We start from the raw sequence: 20,976 nt of genomic DNA on the forward strand, positions 1-20,976 counted from the left end.
GAGACCGCCATGCAAGCCGACTTCTCGCGTCGCACGTTCGACCCGCTGAAACACTTCTCCGCGGTCCTGTCGCAGCAGGGCCGCGTCCAGCTCGACGCCGACGCCAACGAGCAGGGCGCGATCCTGCTGCACCAGCTGCGCACCGTGGTGGCCGACCTGGTCGGCCCGGCCGCGGCGGTGGCCGGCCCGCCCGCCGGGTTCGAGGTTGACCCGGTCCTGGACAGCCGCACGAACAAGGTGCTGGACCTGACGATCGCCCCCGGCCGGTTCTACGTCGACGGGCGCTTGGTCGAGAACCACCGGCGGGGCATGACGTATTGGAACCAGCCCGACGGCCACCTGGACCCGGAACCGATGCGCTGCCGGAGACCGGTCCGTTCGTGGTGTACCTGCGGGTGTGGGAGCGGCTGATCACGGCCCTACAGGACCCGGCGATCCGCGAGGTCGCGCTCGGCGATCCCGGTCCGGACACCGCGGCCCGGGCGAAGACCGTCTGGCAGGTGGCCTGGTGCGCCGGGGAAAGCACGGGTGACTTCCAGGACTTCCTGCAGTCGGTGGACCCGGCGCGCGGCCGGCTCGCCGCCCGCGCGAAGCGGCCGGACGACGCGGACGAGGACGTCTGCCGGCTGCCACCGGAGGCGCGGTTCCGCGGTCCGGAGAACCAGCTGTACCGGGTGGAGGTGCACACCGGCGGGCTGGCCTGGCAGGACCTCTCGGACGTGCCGAACCGGTCGCGTCGCGCGGAGTTCGTGCCCGCGCTGCCCGGGGCCACGTTCAAGTGGTCGAGGGAGAACGCGTCGGTGGTGTTCCCGGTCGTGTCCGTCTCGGGCGCGACGGTCACCCTCGCGACGCTAGGCCGCGACGGCAAACTGGACCTGGACGTCGGCGACCACGTCGAACTGGTCGACGACGCCACCGCCAGCCGCGTCGCGGACGACGTCCCGGCGCTTCAGCGCCCGAACCCGTCTCCGAAACTGCTGACCGTCGTGGGGATCGACCCGGCCGATCGGGTGGTGACCTTGGACTCCGATGTGGACGATCGCTGCGGGCCGGGTACGGACCCGGAGCTGCATCCGCTGCTGCGTCGTTGGGACCACCGTGCGTCGGCCACTTACGAGAGCGGTGGCCGGGACGTCGCGGCGGACCGGGCGTTGCCGCTGGTGGAGGACACTTGGATCGATCTGGAGGATGGGGTCCAGGTGTTCTTCACGGCTCCGCCGCGCCCGTCGGCGTCGTCGGCGGCGTCGTCGGCCGACTCTGGCGGCAGCTATCGCCGCGGCGACTACTGGCAGATCCCCGCCCGCACGATTACCGGTGATGTGGAATGGCCGCAGGACGCTGGTGGCCCGCATGCGGTGGTGCCGCATGGGGTCGGTTACCACTATGCGGTGCTGGGGATCATCGGCGCGGATGGCCAGGTGACCGACCGTCCGATCTCGTTCGAGCCACTCTTCCCCGACCCAGCGAATCGGGGTGTTGCGGGGGGTGAGTCTGCGGCTGGTGGTTCTGCCGCTGCCGGTGGTTCGTCCGCGTCAGGGAATTCGCCTGCGGGATCTCCGGCTGGTGGATCGGCTACTGCCGGTGGTTCGGCTGCGCCGGGGGCATCTCCGGCTGGCGGCTCGACCGGGCATGCAGGACCCCTGACTGGCGGCTCGGCCGTGCCCCACGGTGCGTCTGCGGGACCTGCGGCTGGTGGTTCTGCCGTGCCTCACGGTGCGTCCGCTGGATCTGCGGCGTCGGCCGTGCCGGGCGATGGGGCCATGGGAGCTTCGGTGCCTGGCGGAACCGCCGCGTCGGGGACGTTGTTCACGGGACCTCTGGCTGCCGGTGGATCGGCTGGGTCTGAGGGTGCGTCCATGGGCTCTTCGCCGGGCGGGTCGGCCATGCCCGTGCAGACGTTCGCCGCCGCCCCTGCGGCTATGCGAAGTGCGGCCGTGACCGAGGGGCCACCGGTGCCGCAGATGGCGTTCTCGAGGCCAATCTCGCCGCTGCGGCAATCGAATCCGCAGCCGTCCGTCAGCGTTCAGGTGCTGGACAACCCTCCGGAACCGCAACCTGTTGTCCCCACTGCTGGGCAAGACGGGCCTTCGACGCCGCGCCCGGCCACACCCAGTCCAGTCCCACGTCAGAACGGCTCGCCCGCGCAGCCTGCCGGCTCCGATTCCGTTCCAGGGCAGGAGGATTTGATGCCATCCCGACCGACCGCTCCCACCGCCCCGGTGGACGCAGCTCCGCAGACCACGCCTGCTACCGCTCCGACTGACGGCGCTCCGCAGAGCACGCCTGCCGCCGTCCCGGCCGGCTCGGCTCCGCAGTCCGAGCTGGCCACCGATTCGACCGTCCCTGCGGCGCCGGCTGCTCCGACCACTGCCCCGCCGGTCACGGGAGCACCGGCGGGGCCGCTCGGCAACCAGCTGACCTCCTGGCTGCGCACCGTGGTCCCCGGACTCTGGGCGACCTTGGTGGCCTGGCTGGTGTCCTTCGGCTTGCCCGCTTCGATGACCGGTTGGCTGGGCGGCCTGGGCAACCAGGTGATGGTCCCGATCGTGCTGGCCATCGTGTACGCGCTCCTGCGCCGCCTCGAACCGATCATGCCGCCATGGCTGACCCGGCTGCTGATCGGCTCCAACCGGCCGCCCAGCTACGCGAGCAGCCAGACAGCATGAACGGGAGTCCGGCTCAAGGACTCGTGAGTGTCTATGCCGGTTCCAACCGTCATGAACACTCACGAGCTTTTACCCCGGCGGAGGCTGATCGGTGGCACTGTCGAGCCTCGGAGTGTCAGTGCGTCGATCGTCTCCGGGTGGTAGGGGAGTGTTGCCAGGCGGGCGACCATTGTCTCTTCGGGACTGTCCACGTCGGTCCCGAAGAAGAAAGCCCACTCGTGCTCGTCGGAACCGAAATAGACCGGCGACCCGAACGTCTCGGTGAACCGGCCCCAGCACTTCACCAACGTCGAGTTGCGCCACAGCGTCGGACAACCGCCCTGGTAAGCGACCACCCCGCCGGGCGCGAGCAAGCCCTGACACAGGCACAGGAATTCCTTGCCGTACAAGCGGTTGTGCTGCGCGTCCGTGCCGTCCTGCTCGTCCGGGAGATCGACCAGGACGATGTCGTACTTGTCCTGACACTCGCGGACGAACTGCCAGCCGTCGGCATAGTGCATGCGGATCCGGCCGTCGCCGCGTTCTGCGTTGGACAGGTCGGCGGGGGAGTAGCCGTACGGGAGGTGCTCGGCGCAGAGCCGGACGGCTTGGCTGTCGATGTCGACGTGGTCGACGACCGAAGCGCCCGCCGCCACCGCGATCTGGCACACCACGCCCTCACTAGAACCGACCACCAGCACCCGGTCCACGCGCGCGGCCAGCAGCAGCGCGGGCACCAGCAGGGCCTCGTGGTAGACGAGCTGGCTCAGCTCGGTGCTCTGGCGCTCGTTGTCGCAGAACAGGGAGATGCCCTGCGCGGTCTTGCCGATCACCAGGTGCTGGTAATCGGTGCGGATGTCGGCGAGTACGTCCGAGATCTGCCAGACGCGGGTCAGGCCGGCGCCGGCCGGCTCCTCGATGGTCAACCGTCTTCCTGTCCTCTGTGGATGGTCTGGGTCACGGCCGCGCCCGCGCCGAGCAGCTCCTGCAGCAGGTGCACGGCCAGCTCCGGGTCCGCGCGGCGGCCGCAGGTGAACACGTCGACGAACACCGAACCGCGCTCGGGGTAGGAGTGGATCGACGCGTGCGACTCGGACAGCAGCGCGAGCACGGTGATGCCCTGCGGCTCGAACCGCTTGAACGTCAGCTCGCAGACGGTCGCCCCGGCCTTCTCCAATGCGCGTTGTAGGCTGTCGCACAGGAAACCGGCGTCGTCGAGCAGCTCGGGCGCGACCCCCGAGAACTCCGCGAGCACGTGCCGGCCGGCGAACTCGCCGACTTCGCTCGGTTCGCCGCCGATGAAGTACGTCCGCAACGGGGGAAAGCCGTTGAACGACACCGAAGAGTAGCTCTGCGTGTACGCGCCGGTGTCCAGGATGTCCACGTAGTCGCCGGCCCGCAACGCCAGCGGCAGCCGGTACGGGGTGTGCTGGTACAGCACGTCGTCGCCGTCGCAGGTGGGGCCGGCGATCACGACCGGGCCGTCCGGGGTGCCGTCGTGGGCGGTCTCGAAGCGGTACGCGATGGCCTCGTTCTCCGTCTCGGCCATCCCGCCGTACCGCCCGATGTCCAGGTACACCCAGCGTTTCTCGTCCGCCGAGGACTTGCGGGACACCAGCACGACCTCGCTGCGGATCAGCCCGGCGCCGGCGACCACCGCCCGTCCCGGCTCGAACGCCAGCTCCGGCGCGACGGGGAAATGCCGCCCGACCGACGCGCGGATGGCGGCCGCGTACTCGGCGAGCGGTGGCGGCTCGGTCGCGTAACGGCCGGGCAGCCCGCCGCCGATGTTCAAGCCGCGCAACGAAACGCCCCGTGAAGCGACCGCGCGGGTGACCGCGGCGGCAGCGGCGATGCCGGCGTCCCATGCCTGCGGGTCGAGGTGCTGGGAGCCGACGTGAAACGCGACGCCTTCCGCGTCCAGCCCCAGGGCGGCGGCGCGCGTGAGCAGGTCGATCGCCATTTCCTTGCTACAGCCGAACTTCTGGCCGAACGGCGTCTGCGAACCGGGGCTGTCCACCAGAATCCGGCACGACACCGTCGACCCGGGCGCGTGCTCGGCGATGTTCTCGAGGTCCGGGAGGCTGTCGAAGGTGAACCGGCGAACCCCGGCCCGGTGGGCGAACGCGATGTCCCGCGCCTTCTTCACCGTGTTGCCGTACGAGATCAGCTCCGGCCGGACGCCCTGGGCCAGGCAGAGTTCGATCTCCTCGCGCCCGGCCACGTCGAAGCCCGCCCCCGCGCGAGCGAGCAGCCGGACGACCTCCGGCGCCGGGTTTGCCTTCACCGCGTAGTACATCCGCGCCTCGGACAGCGTTTCCCGAAGGCGCGCATGGCTTTCCCGCACCACGTCGAGGTCGACGACGAGGCACGGCGTCGGGGGACTGCGGTCGTCCAGGAACGCACGGCACCGTAACGATGCCTGCGGCAATGCTTCGATCACGCGATCCAGCGTAGCTCCAGGGCCCGACACTCCCAGGCTGCCCGTTCCCGAGGCCCGCGCGGCGGTAGCGGATGACGCTTTCCCTGCACTCAGCGCAGCGGAAGCGTCATCCGCTGCGATTACCGTGCTATTCGCCGGGAGGGCAGCGGCCGCACTTGGCGCAGCGAACGCCACCTTTCCTGCACTGAGTGCAGCGGAAGCGTCATCCGCTGCGGTCAGCCGCCGCCCGGCCACCCGGACGGAGATTCGGCCGGACACGGCTAACCTCGGGCCGGTGATCGTATGGCTCAACGGCACCCACGGCGCCGGCAAGACCACGACCAGCGCCCTGGTGCAGCAGCTGATCCCGGACGCACGGGTGTTCGACGCCGAGAAGGTCGGCGAGACCCTGATGGACATCACCCCGGGCCTGCCCGCGACCGGCAACTTCCAGCACTGGCCGCCGTGGCGCCCGCTGGTGGTCGAGACCGCACGCCGCGTGCTCGACTACACCGGCGGCACCCTGGTGATGCCCATGACGGTCCTGGTCGAGCCGTACTGGCGCGAGATCAGCGCGGGCCTCGCCGGCCATGGCATCCCGGTCCGGCACTTCGTCCTCCACGCCGACCAGGACACCCTTCGCCGGCGCATCGCGGGGGCCAGCCCCGTGCCGTCGCCGTTCCGGCTGCAGTACCTCGAGCCGTACGCCGCGGCGGCCCGCACGTGGCTGCATCGCGAGGCCGAGGTCGTCGACACCTCGCGCCTCACGCCCGCGCAGGCCGCCCGGCAGATCGCCGACTCCGTCACGCCACGATGAACCCGACGGCTCGTTGCCGGCTCGGCGTGGCGGATGACGCTCTCCCTGCACTCAGCGCAGGGGAAGCGTCATCCGCTGCATGCAGCAGATGACGCGTTGACGGTGAGCCGTCCGTCGTGGACTTCCGTGACCTGGTCAGCCGCGGTCAAGTGAGCGCGATCGTGAGTGACCAGCACCGTAGCGGTGGCTTGCTGGTGGGTGAGCCGGGTGATGAGGTCGATCACGGCGGCGCCGCGCTGGTGGTCCAGAGCGCTGGTGGGCTCGTCGACCAGCAGGACGGTGGGCACGTTCATCAGGGCGCGGGCGATGCTGACACGCTGGCGCTGCCCGCCGGAGAGCTGGTGCGGGCGGCGGCCGGACTGGGCGGCGAGGCCGACGGCGTCGAGCAGGTCCATCGCGCGGCCGCGGGCCTTGGCGGCGGAACGGCCGTCGATCCGGGCCATCACCTGGAGCTGTTCGGCGGCGGTCAGGGAGGGCAGCAGGTTGGGCTGCTGGAAGACGAGGCCGATCTTGTGCCGGCGCAGGTCGGTCAGCTCGGCGCGGCTCAGGCCGGCGGTGGGGGTGCCGTCGATGGTGACGGTGCCGGCGTCGGGTGTGATGAGGGTGGCGGCGACGGCCAGCAGGCTCGACTTGCCGGAGCCGGACGGGCCCGCCACGACGGTCAGGCTGCCGCGGGGAACGTCCAGGGTGACCTGGTCCAGGGCGGTCAGGCGGGTGTCGCCGTCGGGATAGGTGAGGGTGACGTCGGTCAGGTTCAGGCTCATCGGGCGCTCCCCAGTGCGGTCAGCGGGTCGACCGCGGTGATGCGGCGGACGGACAGGGCGGCCCCGAGCACACCGAGCAGGATCATCACGGCGGCCGGGAACAGGATGGTGGCGGGGGTCAGCGCGAACGGCACAGCCGAGCCCGAGACGACGGCGCCCAGTGCGGCGGCCAGGCCGGAGCCGACGAGCGTGCCGCCGGCGAGCAGGACGAAGGCTTGGCCCAGGGCGTCCTTCAGCAGCCCGGCGGTGGTCGCGCCCAGCGCCTTGAGAACGGCGATGTCGCCGCTGCGCTGGATGGTCCAGACGGTGAAGAAAGCACCGATCACCAACGCCGAGATGGCGAACAGGAAGCCGCGCATCAGTTGCAGGGAGCCGTTTTCCGAGGTGTAGGAGCCGATCGCGGACAGCGAGTCGTCCTTGCTGACGGTCCGGGTGCCTGCGATCCGGTCGACGGCGGCCAGGTCGGCGCCGGCGGTGGTCAGCGCGAGCACGGTCGCGGCGGGGCGGTCGGCGGCGCTCGGGGGAGCGGTCCGCTGCCAGACATCGAGGCTGGTCCAGATCACCGGGGTGTGGCTGAACGAGGCGCCTCCCGAGACCGCGGCCACGCTCAGTCGCTGCCCGGCCACGGTGACGGTGCCTCCGGTCGTGACGCCGAGGTCGTCGGCCGCCGTGGTGGACAGCACCACCGACGGCCCGGTGAGCCGGCCGCTGTCCGGGGCGAGCGCGGAGCCGGGCCGGACGCCGAACGCCGAGACGGCGGCGCTGCGTTCACCGGCGACGGCCTTGGTGGTGGTGATGCCCAGCGGTTCGGCGCTGCGGACCCCGGGCGCGTCGGCCCATTGCTGCCACTGCTTCGAGGTGAGCGTGGAGTTGGCGTACGAAAGGCTCTGGCCGCCGCTGGGCGCGGCGAAGACGATCTCGTCGGCGGGCAGGCCGGTGATGGCGGAGATGTTCTGCCGGCCCAGCCCGGCGGTCAGCCCGGACAGCAGGCCGACCAGCAGGGTGATCAGCACGACAACGGTGCCCATCAGGGCGAAGCGCCCTTTGGCGAACTTCAGGTCTCTCCAGGCGAGGAACACGGATTCTCTTTCTGACGGCGGGGATCGAGTGCCTTCAACGGTCCCCGCGAGTCCCCTGTGGACGCATCTGGCCGGGGACCGCACTTCGCGCACCGGAAGGAGGCTCGCCGGTTCTACCTTTTGATGGAGGCGGCCCGCGGCCCGGCTCCGTAACCTGGGCTTACTGTGAACGCCGCCGCCCCCTCGCTGACCCCGACCAGCCGCACCCTGTCCTGGTGCCTGCACCTGCTGTTCGCGGGCCTGCTCGTGCTGGCCGGCGCCCGGGCGGTGGCCGACCGCCTGCCGCAGGCCGGAGCGGTCGTGGCCGTGGCGGCGGCGTGCGGGCTGGTGTACGCGGCTGGGCCGCTGCTGCCGCGCGTCCGCACTTCCCGCCGTGCCGCCGCCGGGTGGCTGGCCGTGGTGGGCGTCGTGTGGCTGGCGTTGCTGGTGCTGACCGCCGACGGGGTGTGGGTCGCCTTCCCGCTGTACTTCCTGGAGCTGCACCTGCTTTCGCGCCGGGCCGGGCTGTTCGCGGTGGCCGTGACGGCGCTCGCCGCGGTGGGCGCCTTCGCGGCGCACCGGGGTTTCAGCCCGGCCATCGTGATCGGCCCGGCGCTGGGTGCCGCGGTGGCGGTCGCGGTGGTGTGGGGCTACCAGGCGCTGTACCGGGAAAGCGATCACCGCCGCCGGCTGATCGAGGAGCTGACCGCGACCCGCGCCGACCTGGCCGAGGCCCAGCACGAAGCCGGCGTGCTGGCCGAACGCGAGCGGCTGGCCCGCGAGATCCACGACACCCTGGCCCAGGGGCTGTCCAGCATTCAGCTGCTGCTGCGTGCCGCCGCGCGTGACCTGCCCTCGGCGAACGCCGCCCGTTACGTCGAGCAGGCCCGCCAGGCCGCGGCGGACAACCTCGCCGAAGCCCGCCGTTTCGTCGCCGCCCTCACCCCGCCCGCCCTGGACGACACGACACTCGCCGGCGCGCTGGAACGCATGTGCGCCACCACCAGCGCCCGCCACCCGATCACGGCGCGCTTCCACCTGACCGGTGACGTCGTCCCGCTGCCGACCGCGCACGAGGTCGCCTTGCTGCGTATCGCGCAGGCCGCGCTGGCGAACACTGTCCGGCATGCCCAGGCCACCACCGCGGAGGTGACACTGAGCTACCTTGGCGACGGGGTTTCGCTGGACGTCGTCGACGACGGCATCGGGTTCGACCCCGCCCGGCTGGTTGCCCCGGATGCCGGGAGCGGCTTCGGGCTGGCCGCGATGCGGACCCGGACGCAGGCGCTCGGCGGCACGGTCACCATCGAATCCGGCACCGGTCACGGCACCGCGCTGGCGGCCCGGTTGCCGCTTCTCACGACCGCCGGACCCGAGGCCCGCCCATGACCGCCGCCCCGATCCGCCTCCTGCTGGCCGACGATCACCCCGTCGTCCGCGCCGGGCTCCGGGCCGTGCTGGAAACCGAGCCCGACCTCGTGGTCGTCGCCGAGGCGGCGACCGCGCAAGAGGCGGTGGCCCGCGCGGCCGAGGGCGACATCGACGTCGTCCTGATGGACCTGCAGTTCGGCGCGGGCATGAACGGCGCCGAGGCCACCGCCGCGATCACCGCCCGGCCCGGTGGCCCGCGGGTCCTGGTCGTCACCACCTACGACACCGACGCCGACACCCTGCCCGCCATCGAGGCCGGCGCCACCGGGTACCTGCTCAAGGACGCCCTGCCCGAGGACCTCGCCGCCGCGGCGCGCACCGCGGCCGCCGGGCGGACGACGCTGGCGCCCAGCGTCGCCGATCGCCTGATGAACCGGTTGCGGACGCCGGGCGCCGCGTTGACCCGGCGGGAGATCGAAGTGCTCACGCTGGTCGCCGACGGGCTGTCCAACCACGCCCTCGCCCGTCGGCTGCACCTGACCGAGGGCACCGTCAAATCCCATTTGGCCCGGGTGTACAGCAAACTCGGCGTCGATTCACGCACCGCCGCCGTCGCGGCCGCGACCCAGCTCGGCCTGATCCGCCGCTGAAGCGGGTTCGTCCGGCTGGATGGATCTGCCGCCCCGGATTCGTCCCGCGCTACGAACGGACGGCTCACGAAACCTCCTAGTGTCGCCGGAAGCGAGGTGACACGAGGCGAGGAGACGGAGCAATGCGGACACTCTTGCGCGGCGGCCGCGTCATCGATCCGGCGACGGGATTCGACGGGATCGCCGACGTCCTGGTGGCCGACGGGGTGATCACCGAACCCGGCCCGGCCGACTCCGAGATCGACGTGTCCGGGCTGATCGTCGGGCCCGGGTTCATCGACCTGCACAGCCACGTGCACACCATCGCCGGCCAGCGGCTGCAGGCGATGGACGGGGTGACCACGGCGCTCGACCTGGAAGCCGGGCTGATGCCGATCGAGCGGGCGTACGCCGAGGCCGCCGCGGCGGGACGCCCGCTGCACTACGGCTTTTCCGCCTCCTGGGGCAGTGCCCGGGCCCAGGTGCTGGCCGGGATCGAGCCCGACGCGAACATCGGCAGCGGCCTCGCCGTGCTCGGGAACACCGCCTGGCAACGGTCCTCGTCACCGGCCGAGCTGGCCGCCTGGCTGTCCCTTGTGGACGGTGAGCTGGCCGCGGGCGCGCTGGGCATCGGGGTGCTGCTCGGTTACGCGCCGGCCACCGACCCGGCCGAGTTCCTGGCCGTGGCCCGGCTGGCCAAGGCGGCCGGCGTGCCCACGTACACCCACGTGCGCGAGCTGGTCGAGGTCGATCCGGCCACTCCCGCGGACGGGTCCGGGGAGATCGCGATCGTCGCGGCCGAGACCGGCGCCGCGATGCACCACTGCCACGTCAACAGCACCTCCGGCCGGCACGTCGACCGGGTGCTCGCCGCGCTGGAGGCCGGGCGCTCCGCCGGGTCCCGGGTGACGGTCGAGGCGTACCCGTACGGCGCGGGCAGCACCGCGATCGGCGCGGCTTTCCTTTCGCCCGAGCGGTTGAAGATGAAGGGCCTGCGCCCGTCGAACGTGCTGATGCTGGAGACGGGGGAGCGGTTCTCCGACGAGGCCCGCCTGCTCCAGGTCCGCGCCGAGGACCCGGGCGCGCCGTGCATCCTGGAGTTCCTCGACGAGCAGGACCCGGCCGACCGCGCGCTGCTGCATCGCGCGCTCGCCTTCCCCGATTCGATCGTCGCCAGCGACGCGATGCCCGTGTACTGGAAGGACGGGGTCAACGAGTCGGCCGAATGGCCGCTGCCGCCGGGCGGCACGACCCATCCGCGCACCGCCGGGACGTACGCCAAGACGCTGCGCCTGATGGTGCGCGAGAGCGGGGCGTGGACCTGGCTGGAGGCGTTCCGGCGCTGCTCCTACCTGCCGGCGCGAGTGCTCGACGACGTCGCTCCCGCCGCGCGGGCGAAGGGCCGGCTCGGTGTGGGAGCGGACGCCGACATCGTCGTCCTCGACCCCGAAGCGATCACGGACGCGGCCACCTACTTCGATTCGACGCGGCCCTCGGTCGGCGTCCGGCACCTGTTCGTTTCGGGTGTCCCGGTGGTCAGCGACGGGGAATTGCGCACCGACGCCTTCCCCGGCCGCCCGCTGCGGGGCGAGCCGCGATGACCGCGCCCGACCTGCGTGCCCTGCTCGCGGACATCAAAACCCTGGTGTGCTGCGAATCCCCGTCGTCCGATCACGCGGCCGTGGCCCGCAGCGCCGAGGTGCTGGCCGGGGTGGGCCGGGCGCTGCTGGGCGCGGAGCCCGAGCGGATCGTCCTGGACGGGTGCACGCACCTGCGCTGGCGGTTCGGCGACGGCCCGCCGCGGGTGCTGATCCTGGGCCACCACGACACGGTGTGGCCGCTGGGATCGCTGGCCGCCCACCCGTTTTCGGTGATTGACGGTGTCCTTCGCGGCCCCGGTTGCTTCGATATGAAGGCCGGCGTCGTGATGGCGCTGCACGCCGCCGCGGCCCTGCCCGACCGCAATGGACTGTCCATTTTGGTCACCGGCGACGAGGAGCTCGGCTCGCCCTCGTCCCGCGGGCTGATCGAAGAAGAGGCACGGGGCTGCGGCGCGGCGTTTGTGCTCGAAGCCTCGGCCGACGGCGGCGCACTGAAAACCGGCCGCAAAGGCGTTTCCCACTACCGGATCGAGGTGACCGGCCGGGCCGCGCACGCCGGGCTCGAGCCGGAGCGGGGGATCAACGCCGGGATCGAGGTCTCGCACCAGGTGCTCGCCGTGGCGGCGCTCGCCGATCCCGAGCTGGGCACGAGCGTGGTGCCCACGGTCATCTCGGCGGGCACGACGGTGAACACCGTGCCCGCGACGGCCGGAGTGCAGGTCGACGTGCGGGTGCCGGACGAATCCGAGCAGCTGCGCGTCGACCGCGAGATGCGGGAACTGCGCCCGGTGCTGGAAAACGCGCGGGTGCAGGTCCACGGCGGCATCAATCGGCCGCCGCTGGAGACCTCGTCCTCGGCGGGATTGTTCCGGCTGGCCCGGGAACTGGCGGCGGACCTCGGGCTCGGCGAGCTGAGCGCGGCTTCGGTCGGCGGTGCCTCGGACGGCAATTACACGGCCGGAATGGGTGTGCCGACGCTCGACGGACTCGGCGCCGTCGGCGGTGGCGCGCACGCCGACCACGAACACGTGCTGGTCGCGGAATTGCCGCGCCGCACCGAACTGCTCACCGCGCTCGTCGAAAACGTGCTCGCGAAACGCGGGCCGAAGTGACTCTGGCGGGGGAGCCGGGAAAGGGGATCGTCCCGTGACGAATCTGACGACGAATGCGGAAAGCCAGCCCGCCCCGGCGGCGCGCGACGAAGCGGTCGCGGTCGCGCGGGCGGCGGCCGGGGCCGCGGGCGTCGAAATCCGTGAGTTGACCGAGGTCGCGGAGCTGGCCGCGGCCGGCGACCTGTTCGAGTCGATCTGGCGGTCCGCGCCCGGGGCCCGGCCGCTGACCACGGAACTGCTGCGGGCGATGTCCAGCGCCGGGAACTACGTGGCCGGCGCGTTCGGGCACGGTGAACTGCTCGGCGCCTGTTTCGGCTTTTTCGGGCACCCCGGGAAAGGCGGCCTGCACAGCCACATCGCCGGGGTGACCGCGTCCGGCGCCGGCCGGGGGATCGGGCAGGCGCTGAAACTGCACCAGCGCGCCTGGGCGCTGGCGCAGGACGTCTCGGTGATCACCTGGACGTTCGACCCGCTGGTGCGCCGCAACGCCTACTTCAACCTCGGCAAGCTCGGCGCGCTCCCGCTGCGGTACCTGCCCGACTTCTACGGGCCGATGGCCGACCGCATCAACGGCTCGGGCGAGACCGACCGGCTGATGGTGGGCTGGGACCTGACCAGCCCGGCCGTGCGGGCCGCGTCGCTCGGCGAACCGGTGCGGGCCGATGCGCGCGCCTGGCGGGAGCGGGGCGCCTCGACGGCCCTCTCGGCCGGTGCCGACGGCGGGCCGGTCATGGGATCGGCGAGTTCGCCGACAGTGCTCGTCGCCGTCCCGTCCGACATAGAACGCCTTCGCCACCAAGATCCCGGTCGCGCCGCCGCGTGGCGCTCGGCGCTGCGCGAGGTGCTCGGCGGCCTGATGGCGGACGGCGCCCGGGTCACCGGTTTCGATCGGTCCGGCTGGTACGTGCTCTCCAAGGAGGATTCGTGAAACTCAGTGGTGTGGAACTGCGCCGGGTACGGATGCCGCTGGTGGCCCCGTTCCGGACCTCGTTCGGTACCCAGACCGAGCGGGAGCTGCTGCTCCTGCGCGCGGTGACGCCGAGCGGCGAGGGCTGGGGCGAGTGCGTCACGATGGCCGGCCCGCTCTACTCGTCGGAGTACAACGACGGCGCCGAGCACGTGCTGGTGAACCACCTCATCCCGGCGCTGCTGCACTCCGGCGACGTCACCGCGAACAAGGTGGCGCCGAGCCTGGCGAAGTTCAAGGGGCACCGGATGGCGAAGGGGGCGCTGGAGATGGCGGTCCTGGACGCCGAGCTCCGCGCCGCCGACCGCTCGTTCGCCGCCGAGCTGGGGTCCACTCGCGACTCGGTGCCCTGCGGCGTCTCGGTCGGGATCATGGACTCGATCCCGCAGCTGCTCGACGTCGTCGCCGGTTACCTCGACGAGGGCTACCTGCGGATCAAGCTGAAGATCGAGCCCGGCTGGGACATCGAGCCGGTGCGCGCGGTGCGCGAGCGCTTCGGTGACGACGTGCTGCTGCAGGTCGACGCGAACACCGCGTACACGCTGGGCGACGCGCCGTTGCTGGCCCGGCTCGACCCGTTCGGCCTGCTCCTGATCGAGCAGCCGCTGGAGGAGGAGGACGTGCTCGGCCACGCGGAGCTGGCCCGGCGCATCCGGACGCCGGTCTGCCTCGACGAGACGATCGTCTCGGCCCGGGCCGCCGCCGACGCCATCAAGCTCGGGGCCTGCCAGATCGTGAACATCAAGCCGGGCCGCGTCGGCGGTTACCTCGAGGCCCGCCGGGTGCACGACGTCTGCGCGGCGCACGGGGTGCCGGTGTGGTGCGGCGGGATGATCGAGACCGGGCTGGGCCGCGCGGCCAACGTCGCGCTCGCCTCGCTGCCCGGGTTCACCCTGCCCGGCGACACCTCGGGCTCGGACCGGTTCTACCGCACCGACATCACCGAGCCGTTCGTGCTGGACGCCGGGCACCTGCCCGTGCCGGCCGGGCCGGGGCTCGGGGTGGCACCGATCCCGGACCGGCTCGAGGAGGTCACCACGGCCAAGCGCTGGATCGCTTCGTAGCTGCCGACGAATTCCGGGGCGAATTTGGTCGCCCCGGACTATTCGGCTGGGGGCGATGGAGGGCTAGCTTCGGGTGATGGTGACACCGGGCCCCTCTCACACCACCCTCGGGCGTGTCCTGGACGACCTCGGGGAAGTGCTCCTGGAGCCGGTCGCGGTCGCCCGGCTCACCCGCCGGCAGCTCGGCGGGGTGGTGATCCACGATCCGCACGACGACGCCGAGTTCCCGCGGCACGCCGTGGTGCTCGGCGTCGGGGTGCGGGAGCCGGACGAGGTCGTCCGGCTGATGCACGAGGCCGGCCGGCGGGGCGCGGCGGCGCTGGTCGTCCGGTCCCCGGTCGTCGCGTCGCCGGCGCTGCGGCAGGCCGCGGACTCGTCCGGCGTCGCGCTGCTCGGGCTCGCGTCCGGCGCGTCCTGGACCCAGCTCGCCGCGATGCTGCGGACGCTCCTGTCCGAAGGCGACATCGGCGACGTATCGCCGCAGACGCTCGGTGGGCTGCCCTCGGGCGACCTGTTCGCGCTCGCCAACGCGGTGGCCTCGCTGCTGGACGCGCCGGTGACGATCGAGGACCGCAACTCGCGGGTCCTCGCGTTCTCCGGCCGCCAGGACGAGGCGGACTCCTCCCGCGCCGAGACCATCCTGGGCCGTCAGGTGCCCGAGCGGTTCACCCGCGACCTCGAACACGACGGCGTCTTCGAGCGGCTGTATCGGGACCGCGCTCCGGTGTACGTCGACCCGCTGCGCTACGAGCACGAAGGGATCAACGTGCCCCGCGTGGCCGTCGCCGTCTGGGCGGGTGACGAGGTGCTGGGGTCGATCTGGGCGGCGGTGCACGAGCCGTTGAGCGAGGAGCGGACGCAGGCGCTCGTCGACGCGGCCAAACTCGTCGCGCTCCACCTGCTCCGGCTGCGGGCGGGCGCGGACGTGGAACGGCGGCTGCGCGCGGACCTGGTGAGCACCGCGCTCGAAGGCGGCGCCGGGGCCCCGGAGGCCATCGCCCGCCTCGGCTTGCTGGGCCAGCCCTCGGTGGTGCTCGCCATGGGGCTGCTCGGCGCGCCGGACTCCGACGACGGCCTGCGCCTGGCCGCGGAACGCCAGCGGGTCGCCGACGCGCTGGCCATGCACCTGAGCGCGGTCCAGCCGCGGGCGGCCGTCGCCTTGATCGGCGATGTCGCGTACGGGATCGTCCCGATGCCCGGCCGCCCCGCCGACTGCCCGGGGCGCGCGGTGCGGGTCGCGTCGACGTTCCTGGAGCGCACCGGCCGGCGGGCCGCCGCGGCGATCGGCATCGGCCGGATCGCGCTCGACGGCTCGGGCCTGCGCGCCTCGCGGGACGGCGCGGACCGGGCGTTGCGCGTGCTGCTCACCGGCAGCGGCGCCAAGCGGGTGATCACCGCCGAGGACGCCCACGTCGACGCGTTGATGCTGGAGCTGGCCGATCTCGCCGCGGCCCGCGGGGACGGCGCGACCGGCCCGCTCGCGCGGCTGCTGGACTACGACGCGCGGCACCAGTCCCAGCTCGTGCACACCCTGCGGTGCTGGCTGGACGCGTTCGGGGACATCACCGCCGCGTCCGCTGCCGCCTTCGTCCACCCGAGCACCTTCCGGTACCGGCTGCGGCGGCTCGCGGAGGTCGGCGAGATCGACCTCGGCGACCCCGGGGACCGGTTCGCCGCCATGCTCCAGCTGCGGCTGCTGCCGCCCGGGCCGGCGGCGACCGGGCCGTCCGACGCCCGGGCGGAAACCACCGCGGGCTGAAAGACTGCTGCGGAATTCGTCGCCCCGGCCCGAAACGGCCTCGGATGTTCGTGTGAACGCACGAACTCCGGGCGGAAAGCGCTGATCAGAATGAGGGACCGGCGCGCTGGCCCGTGCCGCTCTCCTTCTCTCACGCTCCCGTGGAGGCGCCATGACGGCAGTGGCCGACGAAGACACCTGGACCGCGCGGCGGGTCAACCGGACGGCGCTGATCACCATGGTGGTGATGGTGTTCGCCTGGTCGGTCGACTACATCGACCGGTTCTCGATCGGCATGGCGCTGCCGCTGATCGGCCGGGAGTTCGGCCTCGGCAAGACCGAGCAGGGCTGGCTGGTGACGGTGTTCGCCCTGGTCTACATGGTCTGCCAGATCCCGGCCGGGTTCCTGGCCGACCGGTTCGGCGCCCGCGGGCCGATGCTGGTCACACTGGTGCTCTGGTCGGCGTTCACCGCGCTGACCGGGATGGCCGGCACGTTCGGCATGCTGCTGGTGGTGCGCGGGCTTTTCGGCGTGTGCCAAGGGCTTTTCCCGGCGGCCTCGTTCAAGGCGGTCGCGGAGCGCACGACTCCGGCCAACCGCGCGACCAGCGCCGGGGTGATGCTGTCCGCCAGCGGGATCGGCAGCGGGGTGGCGCCGCTGATCGTCGGCCCGCTGCTGATGGCGGTCGGCTGGCGGCACACGTTCTTCTGGATGGCGGGCGCCGGGGTGGTCATCGGCGTCGCGGTCTGGGCGATCCTGCCCAAGGCGCTGCCGGAACGGCTCAGCAGCCTGTCCCGCACGGCGTCGAAGGACCCGGAGGTCTCGCGCAAGCAGCTGCTGAAGTCGCCGGTGGTCTGGAAGTTCACGTTGTTGTTCTGCACCACCAACATGCTCAGCTACGGCCTGATCACCTGGGTGCCGAGCTACCTGGTGGAGGCGCGCGGCCTGTCGCTGACCCAGACCGGCGTGGCGGCCGCGATCCCGATGCTGGTCAGCATCGGCACCACCATCCTCGGCGGCTGGCTGTTCGACCGGTACTTCCACGACCACGGCCGCTGGTACCTCGGCTCGGTCGCGCTGGTGACCGTGGTCCTGCTGGTGCTGATGGTGAACGCGGGCAGCACGGTGGAGTTCACCGTCTACGAGACGCTGGCCGTCGGGGTGTTCGGCCTGGCCACGATGGGCGTTTTCGGCCTGCCGCTGCGAGTGCTCCCCACGGCCCTGACCGGGATCGGCATGGGCGTGATGAACTTCGGCGGCCAGGTGGCCGGCGCGGTCGCCCCGCTCGCGATGGGCTGGCTGGCCGACACCTTCTCGTACACCGCCGCGTTCGGCTTCCTGATCGGCAGCACGCTGCTCACCGTGGTGTTCGCCTTCTGGGTGCCGCAGACGCCCGCGCAGTTCGCCTTCGCCGGCGCCAAGCCGGCGGGAGTGGCATGAGGACTGCCGCCGAAACGATCGCCACGATCAACCGCCGCGCCAAGGAGGTGGGCGTCCGGGTCCGGCTCCACGCGGCCGAGATCGGCGGCCCGCGCCGGATCGGCATCGGCGAGGACGAACCGGTGGTCACGGCCTCGGTGTTCAAGGTCCCGGTCGCGCTGGAGCTGGCCCGGCAGGCCGCCGAGGGCGCCTTCGACCTGGCCGGCCGGGTCACCGTCGCGCCGGGACACCCCACCCCCAGCCCGTACGGCCTGGCGACCTTCCGGCACGAGGTGGTGCTGTCCTGGCACGATCTCGCGACCTTGATGATCGGCATCAGCGACAACGTCGCCACCGACCTGATCCTCGCCGAAGTGGGCAAGGAAGCGGTGAACGCGTCCTTGCGGCGCCTCGGCTTCGAGGACACCGCCGTCCCGCAGGACTGCCGGGAGGTGCTGGACAGCATCGGCGAGGACCTCGGACTGTCCTATGAGGACGATGAGGGGCTGCTGGCCGGACTGCCGTACGAGCAGGTGTCCGCGTTGCGCGCACTGCGGCCGGAGCACACCTGCCGGACGACGGCCGCCGAGATCACCCGGCTGCTCGGGCTGATCTGGCGCGACGAGGCGGCGCCGCCCGCCGCCTGCGCCGAGGTCCGGCGCTGGCTGGGACTCCAGGTGTGGCCGCACCGGCTGCGGGCCGGCTTCCCGGACGACGGGGTCCGCGTGAGCGGCAAAACCGGCACCCTGCCGTCGGTGCGCAATGAGGTGGGCGTGGTCGAGTACCCGGACGGACGTCGTTACGCCGTCGGGGTTTTCACGCGGGCCGAGGACACTCGCTCGAAAGCGCCGGAGCGGGACGCCTTCATCGGCTTCGCCGCGGCCGAGGCCGTCGGCTGGCTGAGGACCGCCGCGCCCGCCTGATTCGTCGGCCCGGACGAATTTTCCCGGCGCTCTCCTCGGTTCCGACGAACAAGTGACGCCGGTCACCGACCTAGCATTCCGGGGATGCCGGACCACCCTTCCCGGCCCTGCCGTTTCCCGGACACCCCTTCCCGGACACCGACGATGAGGTGCACATGTCGAAACTTTCGGAAATCGACGCCTGGCTCGAGGACAACCTGGCCGCGCTGCTGGCCGAGCACCGGGTGCCCGGGGCGGCGATCGCGGTCCTGGCCGGCGGGGAGGTGATCGACCACGCGGCGGGCCTGCTGAACACCGGCACCGGCGTCGAGTCCACAGTGGACTCTGTGTTCCAGATCGGCTCGATCACCAAGCTCTGGACCACCACGCTGGCCATGCAGCTCGTCGACGAGGGCCGGCTCGAGCTCGACCGGCCGGTCCGGGACTACCTGCCGGAGTTCGCGCTCGCCGACCAGGCCGCCGCGGCACGGATCACCGTCCGGCAGCTGACCTGCCACACCGCCGGGTTCGAGGGCGACATCTTCACCGACACGGGCACGGGCGACGACTGCGTGGCGAAGCTCGTGGCGACGCTCTCCGAAGTGCCGCAGCTGTTCGCGCCGGGGGAGATGTTCTCCTACAACAACGCCGGCTACTGCGTGCTCGGCCGGGTGATCGAAGTGCTGCGCGGCAAGTCCTACGACGAATGCGTGCGCGACCACCTCTTCGTCCCGCTGGGCCTGACCCACGCGGCCGCCGGCCCGTACGACGCGATCCGGTACCGCGCCGCGATCGGCCACGTGCAGCCGACGCCGGAGGAGGCGCCACAGCCCGCGCCGGTCTGGGCGCTGGCCCGGTCCAACGCCCCGGCCGGCTCCACGCTCGCCATGCGCCCGCGGGACCTGCTGACCTTCGTCCGGATGCACCTCAACGGCGGCCGCGCCGACGACGGCACCCAGGTGCTGACGCCGGAGTCCGTGGCCGCGATGCGGGAGCAGCAGGTCGTGCTGCCCGACCTCGGCATGCTGGGCGACGCCTGGGGCCTCGGCTGGATGCTCTTCGACTGGCCCGGCGGCCCCGTGATCGGCCACGACGGCGGCACCATCGGCCAGTCCGCGTTCCTGCGGGTGGTCCCGGGTCCCGACGTCGCGGTCGCCCTGCTGACCAACGGCGGCTCGCCGACGCAGGTGTACCTGGAAGTCTTCCGGAAGGTGCTGGACGAGCTGGCCGGCGTGCGGATGCCGGCGCTGCCGCAGCCGAACCCCGCCGAGACCCCGGCCGACGGCACGCGTTACGTCGGCGAGTACTCCTCGGCGGTGGCGGACACCGTGGTCAGCCAGGACACCGACGGGCGGCTGTGGATCGAGCACACGCCCAAGGGGATCATGGCCGAGGCCGGCGGCGGCACGCCGGACAAGACCGAGCTGCTGGGCTGGAAGGGCGACACGCTGGTCGCCACCCACCAGCAGCTCCCGGGGGTGTACCTGGCGCACGCCTTCGTCGGTGACGACGGCGACGGGCGCGCGCTGTACCTCCACACCGGCCGGGCCGACCGCCGGGTCAGCCGATGAGCGCGATCGCCGACGAGATCGAAGCGGTTTTCGCGGACGCTGGGGCGCAAGGTTTCGTGCACGCGCGGGAAGTCGGCGTGCCGGACGGGCCCGAGGTCGCGGTCGGCGCGGACGACCCGGTGGTCCTCGCTTCGGTGTTCAAGATCCCGGTCGCGGTTGCCTACGCCCGGGAGGTCGTCGCCGGCCGGCTCGACGAGACCGAGCGCACCCGGGTGACCGCGCGGTACCGGATCGGCGGCATCGGCACCGCGGGCAGCGCCGACGACGTCGAGATGAGCTGGCGGGACCTGGCGCGCTTCATGCTGATCATGAGCGACAACGCGGCGACCGACGTGATTTTCCACCGGGTCGGCCAGGCGGCGGTGGACCGCGTGCTCAGCGATCTCGGGCTGGCCCGGACCCGGCTGATCGGCTGCTGCGAGGACTTGTTCGCCTCCGTCGCCGATGATCTCGGAGTTTCCGGCGAGGTCGACGAGATCCTCGCCGCGGCCACCCCGGAGCAGCTGTGGAAGCTCTCGGCGCTCGACCCGGAGCGCACCACGTCGTCGACCCCGCGTGAGATCACCACGCTGCTCGACGCCGTCTGGACCGACCGGGCGGGCGATCCGGCCGCGTGCGAGAAGGTGCGCGCGATCATGGCGCAGCAGATCTGGCCGCACCGGATCTCGTCCGGGTTCGGCTCCGGCGTGACGATCGCGGCGAAAACCGGGACCCTGCCGGCGATCCGCAACGAGGCGGGCGTGCTGACCCATGTGGACGGCCGCCGGTTCGCCGTCGCCGTGTTCACCCGCGCCGAATCACTCGAAGACCGCCTGCCCGCGGTCGACCGGTCCATCGGCCAAGCCGCGCGCCTGGCCGTCGACCACCTTCGCGCGCTGCCCGTGCACCCGTAGGA

General features: G+C 72.2%; 18 protein-coding genes and 1 pseudogene. 14 read left to right on the forward strand and 5 right to left on the reverse strand.

Annotated elements, in window-relative coordinates; all coding sequences use genetic code 11:
* The first annotated feature begins 9 nt into the window (after positions 1 to 9).
* Together OG371_RS35590 and OG371_RS35595 are read left to right on the forward strand one after the other, a co-directional pair.
* Positions 10 to 411, forward strand: coding sequence for a DUF6519 domain-containing protein (locus tag OG371_RS35590; RefSeq protein ID WP_329060048.1), 402 nt, complete (start codon positions 10 to 12; stop codon positions 409 to 411).
* Positions 381 to 2,666 carry a DUF6519 domain-containing protein gene (locus OG371_RS35595; RefSeq protein ID WP_329060049.1) on the forward strand — a complete coding sequence of 762 codons (2,286 nt, stop codon included), beginning with the start codon at positions 381 to 383 and terminating at the stop codon, positions 2,664 to 2,666. Before OG371_RS35590 ends, OG371_RS35595 begins: the two co-directional genes overlap by 31 nt.
* Before the next feature lie 59 nt (positions 2,667 to 2,725).
* On the opposite strand, the gene OG371_RS35600 is transcribed toward OG371_RS35595, so the two are convergent.
* The 3 genes and pseudogenes from OG371_RS35600 to OG371_RS35610 form a co-directional block, all read right to left on the reverse strand.
* The gene (locus OG371_RS35600) at positions 2,726 to 3,571 is read right to left on the reverse strand and encodes a spermidine synthase (RefSeq protein ID WP_329060050.1); all 846 of its coding nucleotides are present in this window, start codon (positions 3,569 to 3,571) and stop codon (positions 2,726 to 2,728) included.
* Positions 3,568 to 3,945 carry an adenosylmethionine decarboxylase gene (speD, locus tag OG371_RS35605; RefSeq protein ID WP_329073365.1) on the reverse strand — a complete coding sequence of 126 codons (378 nt, stop codon included), beginning with the start codon at positions 3,943 to 3,945 and terminating at the stop codon, positions 3,568 to 3,570. Before speD ends, OG371_RS35600 begins: the two co-directional genes overlap by 4 nt.
* Positions 3,946 to 4,020: 75 nt before the next feature.
* A pseudogene (locus OG371_RS35610) lies at positions 4,021 to 5,406 on the reverse strand (type III PLP-dependent enzyme); the annotation flags it as partial.
* Between OG371_RS35610 and OG371_RS35615 the strand changes: the two are divergent.
* Complete coding sequence (locus OG371_RS35615; RefSeq protein WP_329060051.1) at positions 5,363 to 5,884, forward strand: AAA family ATPase; 522 nt, start codon at positions 5,363 to 5,365, stop codon at positions 5,882 to 5,884. The pseudogene OG371_RS35610 and the gene OG371_RS35615 overlap by 44 nt on opposite strands.
* Before the next feature lie 68 nt (positions 5,885 to 5,952).
* Here OG371_RS35615 and OG371_RS35620 read toward each other — a convergent pair whose 3' ends face one another.
* Together OG371_RS35620 and OG371_RS35625 are read right to left on the reverse strand one after the other, a co-directional pair.
* Positions 5,953 to 6,648: an ABC transporter ATP-binding protein gene (locus tag OG371_RS35620; RefSeq protein ID WP_329060052.1), complete on the reverse strand. Its 696-nt coding sequence runs from the start codon at positions 6,646 to 6,648 to the stop codon at positions 5,953 to 5,955.
* Positions 6,645 to 7,727, reverse strand: a complete 1,083-nt coding sequence (locus tag OG371_RS35625; protein WP_329060053.1) for an ABC transporter permease — start codon at positions 7,725 to 7,727, stop codon at positions 6,645 to 6,647. The genes OG371_RS35620 and OG371_RS35625 overlap by 4 nt, the downstream gene beginning before the upstream one ends.
* Before the next feature lie 165 nt (positions 7,728 to 7,892).
* On the opposite strand from OG371_RS35625, the gene OG371_RS35630 reads away from it, so the two are divergent.
* From OG371_RS35630 to OG371_RS35680, 11 genes are all read left to right on the forward strand, one after another.
* Positions 7,893 to 9,095 carry a sensor histidine kinase gene (locus OG371_RS35630; protein WP_329060054.1) on the forward strand — a complete coding sequence of 401 codons (1,203 nt, stop codon included), beginning with the start codon at positions 7,893 to 7,895 and terminating at the stop codon, positions 9,093 to 9,095.
* Positions 9,092 to 9,727 carry a response regulator transcription factor gene (locus tag OG371_RS35635; protein WP_329060055.1) on the forward strand — a complete coding sequence of 212 codons (636 nt, stop codon included), beginning with the start codon at positions 9,092 to 9,094 and terminating at the stop codon, positions 9,725 to 9,727. The genes OG371_RS35630 and OG371_RS35635 overlap by 4 nt, the downstream gene beginning before the upstream one ends.
* Positions 9,728 to 9,849: 122 nt before the next feature.
* A complete protein-coding gene (locus OG371_RS35640; protein WP_329060056.1) occupies positions 9,850 to 11,307 on the forward strand; it encodes an amidohydrolase family protein in 1,458 nt (485 codons plus the stop codon).
* The gene (locus OG371_RS35645; protein WP_442876022.1) at positions 11,304 to 12,419 is read left to right on the forward strand and encodes a M20 family metallopeptidase; all 1,116 of its coding nucleotides are present in this window, start codon (positions 11,304 to 11,306) and stop codon (positions 12,417 to 12,419) included. Before OG371_RS35640 ends, OG371_RS35645 begins: the two co-directional genes overlap by 4 nt.
* Positions 12,420 to 12,453: 34 nt before the next feature.
* A complete protein-coding gene (locus OG371_RS35650) occupies positions 12,454 to 13,347 on the forward strand; it encodes a GNAT family N-acetyltransferase (RefSeq protein ID WP_329060057.1) in 894 nt (297 codons plus the stop codon).
* Positions 13,344 to 14,450 (forward strand): o-succinylbenzoate synthase, encoded by a 1,107-nt coding sequence (gene menC, locus OG371_RS35655; RefSeq protein ID WP_329060058.1) that lies wholly within the window; start codon positions 13,344 to 13,346, stop codon positions 14,448 to 14,450. Before OG371_RS35650 ends, menC begins: the two co-directional genes overlap by 4 nt.
* Positions 14,451 to 14,526: 76 nt before the next feature.
* On the forward strand, positions 14,527 to 16,209 hold the full coding sequence (locus OG371_RS35660) for a PucR family transcriptional regulator (protein WP_329060059.1): 1,683 nt from the start codon (positions 14,527 to 14,529) through the stop codon (positions 16,207 to 16,209).
* Between the two features lie 151 nt (positions 16,210 to 16,360).
* Complete coding sequence (locus OG371_RS35665) at positions 16,361 to 17,629, forward strand: MFS transporter (RefSeq protein ID WP_329060060.1); 1,269 nt, start codon at positions 16,361 to 16,363, stop codon at positions 17,627 to 17,629.
* A complete protein-coding gene (locus OG371_RS35670; protein ID WP_329060061.1) occupies positions 17,626 to 18,531 on the forward strand; it encodes a serine hydrolase in 906 nt (301 codons plus the stop codon). Before OG371_RS35665 ends, OG371_RS35670 begins: the two co-directional genes overlap by 4 nt.
* A 155-nt stretch (positions 18,532 to 18,686) precedes the next feature.
* Positions 18,687 to 20,081 carry a serine hydrolase domain-containing protein gene (locus tag OG371_RS35675; RefSeq protein WP_329060062.1) on the forward strand — a complete coding sequence of 465 codons (1,395 nt, stop codon included), beginning with the start codon at positions 18,687 to 18,689 and terminating at the stop codon, positions 20,079 to 20,081.
* Positions 20,078 to 20,974 carry a serine hydrolase gene (locus OG371_RS35680; RefSeq protein ID WP_329060063.1) on the forward strand — a complete coding sequence of 299 codons (897 nt, stop codon included), beginning with the start codon at positions 20,078 to 20,080 and terminating at the stop codon, positions 20,972 to 20,974. Before OG371_RS35675 ends, OG371_RS35680 begins: the two co-directional genes overlap by 4 nt.
* Positions 20,975 to 20,976: the final 2 nt, after the last annotated feature.

It is taken from the genome of Amycolatopsis sp. NBC_01480, from assembly GCF_036227205.1.
Lineage (GTDB): Bacteria > Actinomycetota > Actinomycetes > Mycobacteriales > Pseudonocardiaceae > Amycolatopsis.

Excerpts from the sequence above, each read along its gene's own strand:
- OG371_RS35670 (WP_329060061.1), top strand. The coding sequence starts at position 17,626 with ATGAGGACTGCCGCCGAAACGATCGCCACGATCAACCGCCGCGCCAAG.
- OG371_RS35680 (WP_329060063.1), top strand. The coding sequence starts at position 20,078 with ATGAGCGCGATCGCCGACGAGATCGAAGCGGTTTTCGCGGACGCTGGG.
- OG371_RS35640 (WP_329060056.1), top strand. The coding sequence starts at position 9,850 with ATGCGGACACTCTTGCGCGGCGGCCGCGTCATCGATCCGGCGACGGGA.
- OG371_RS35635 (WP_329060055.1), top strand. The coding sequence starts at position 9,092 with ATGACCGCCGCCCCGATCCGCCTCCTGCTGGCCGACGATCACCCCGTC.
- OG371_RS35590 (WP_329060048.1), top strand. The coding sequence starts at position 10 with ATGCAAGCCGACTTCTCGCGTCGCACGTTCGACCCGCTGAAACACTTC.
- OG371_RS35675 (WP_329060062.1), top strand. The coding sequence starts at position 18,687 with ATGTCGAAACTTTCGGAAATCGACGCCTGGCTCGAGGACAACCTGGCC.
- OG371_RS35645 (WP_442876022.1), top strand. The coding sequence starts at position 11,304 with ATGACCGCGCCCGACCTGCGTGCCCTGCTCGCGGACATCAAAACCCTG.
- OG371_RS35620 (WP_329060052.1), bottom strand. The coding sequence starts at position 6,648 with ATGAGCCTGAACCTGACCGACGTCACCCTCACCTATCCCGACGGCGAC.
- OG371_RS35660 (WP_329060059.1), top strand. The coding sequence starts at position 14,527 with ATGGTGACACCGGGCCCCTCTCACACCACCCTCGGGCGTGTCCTGGAC.
- OG371_RS35665 (WP_329060060.1), top strand. The coding sequence starts at position 16,361 with ATGACGGCAGTGGCCGACGAAGACACCTGGACCGCGCGGCGGGTCAAC.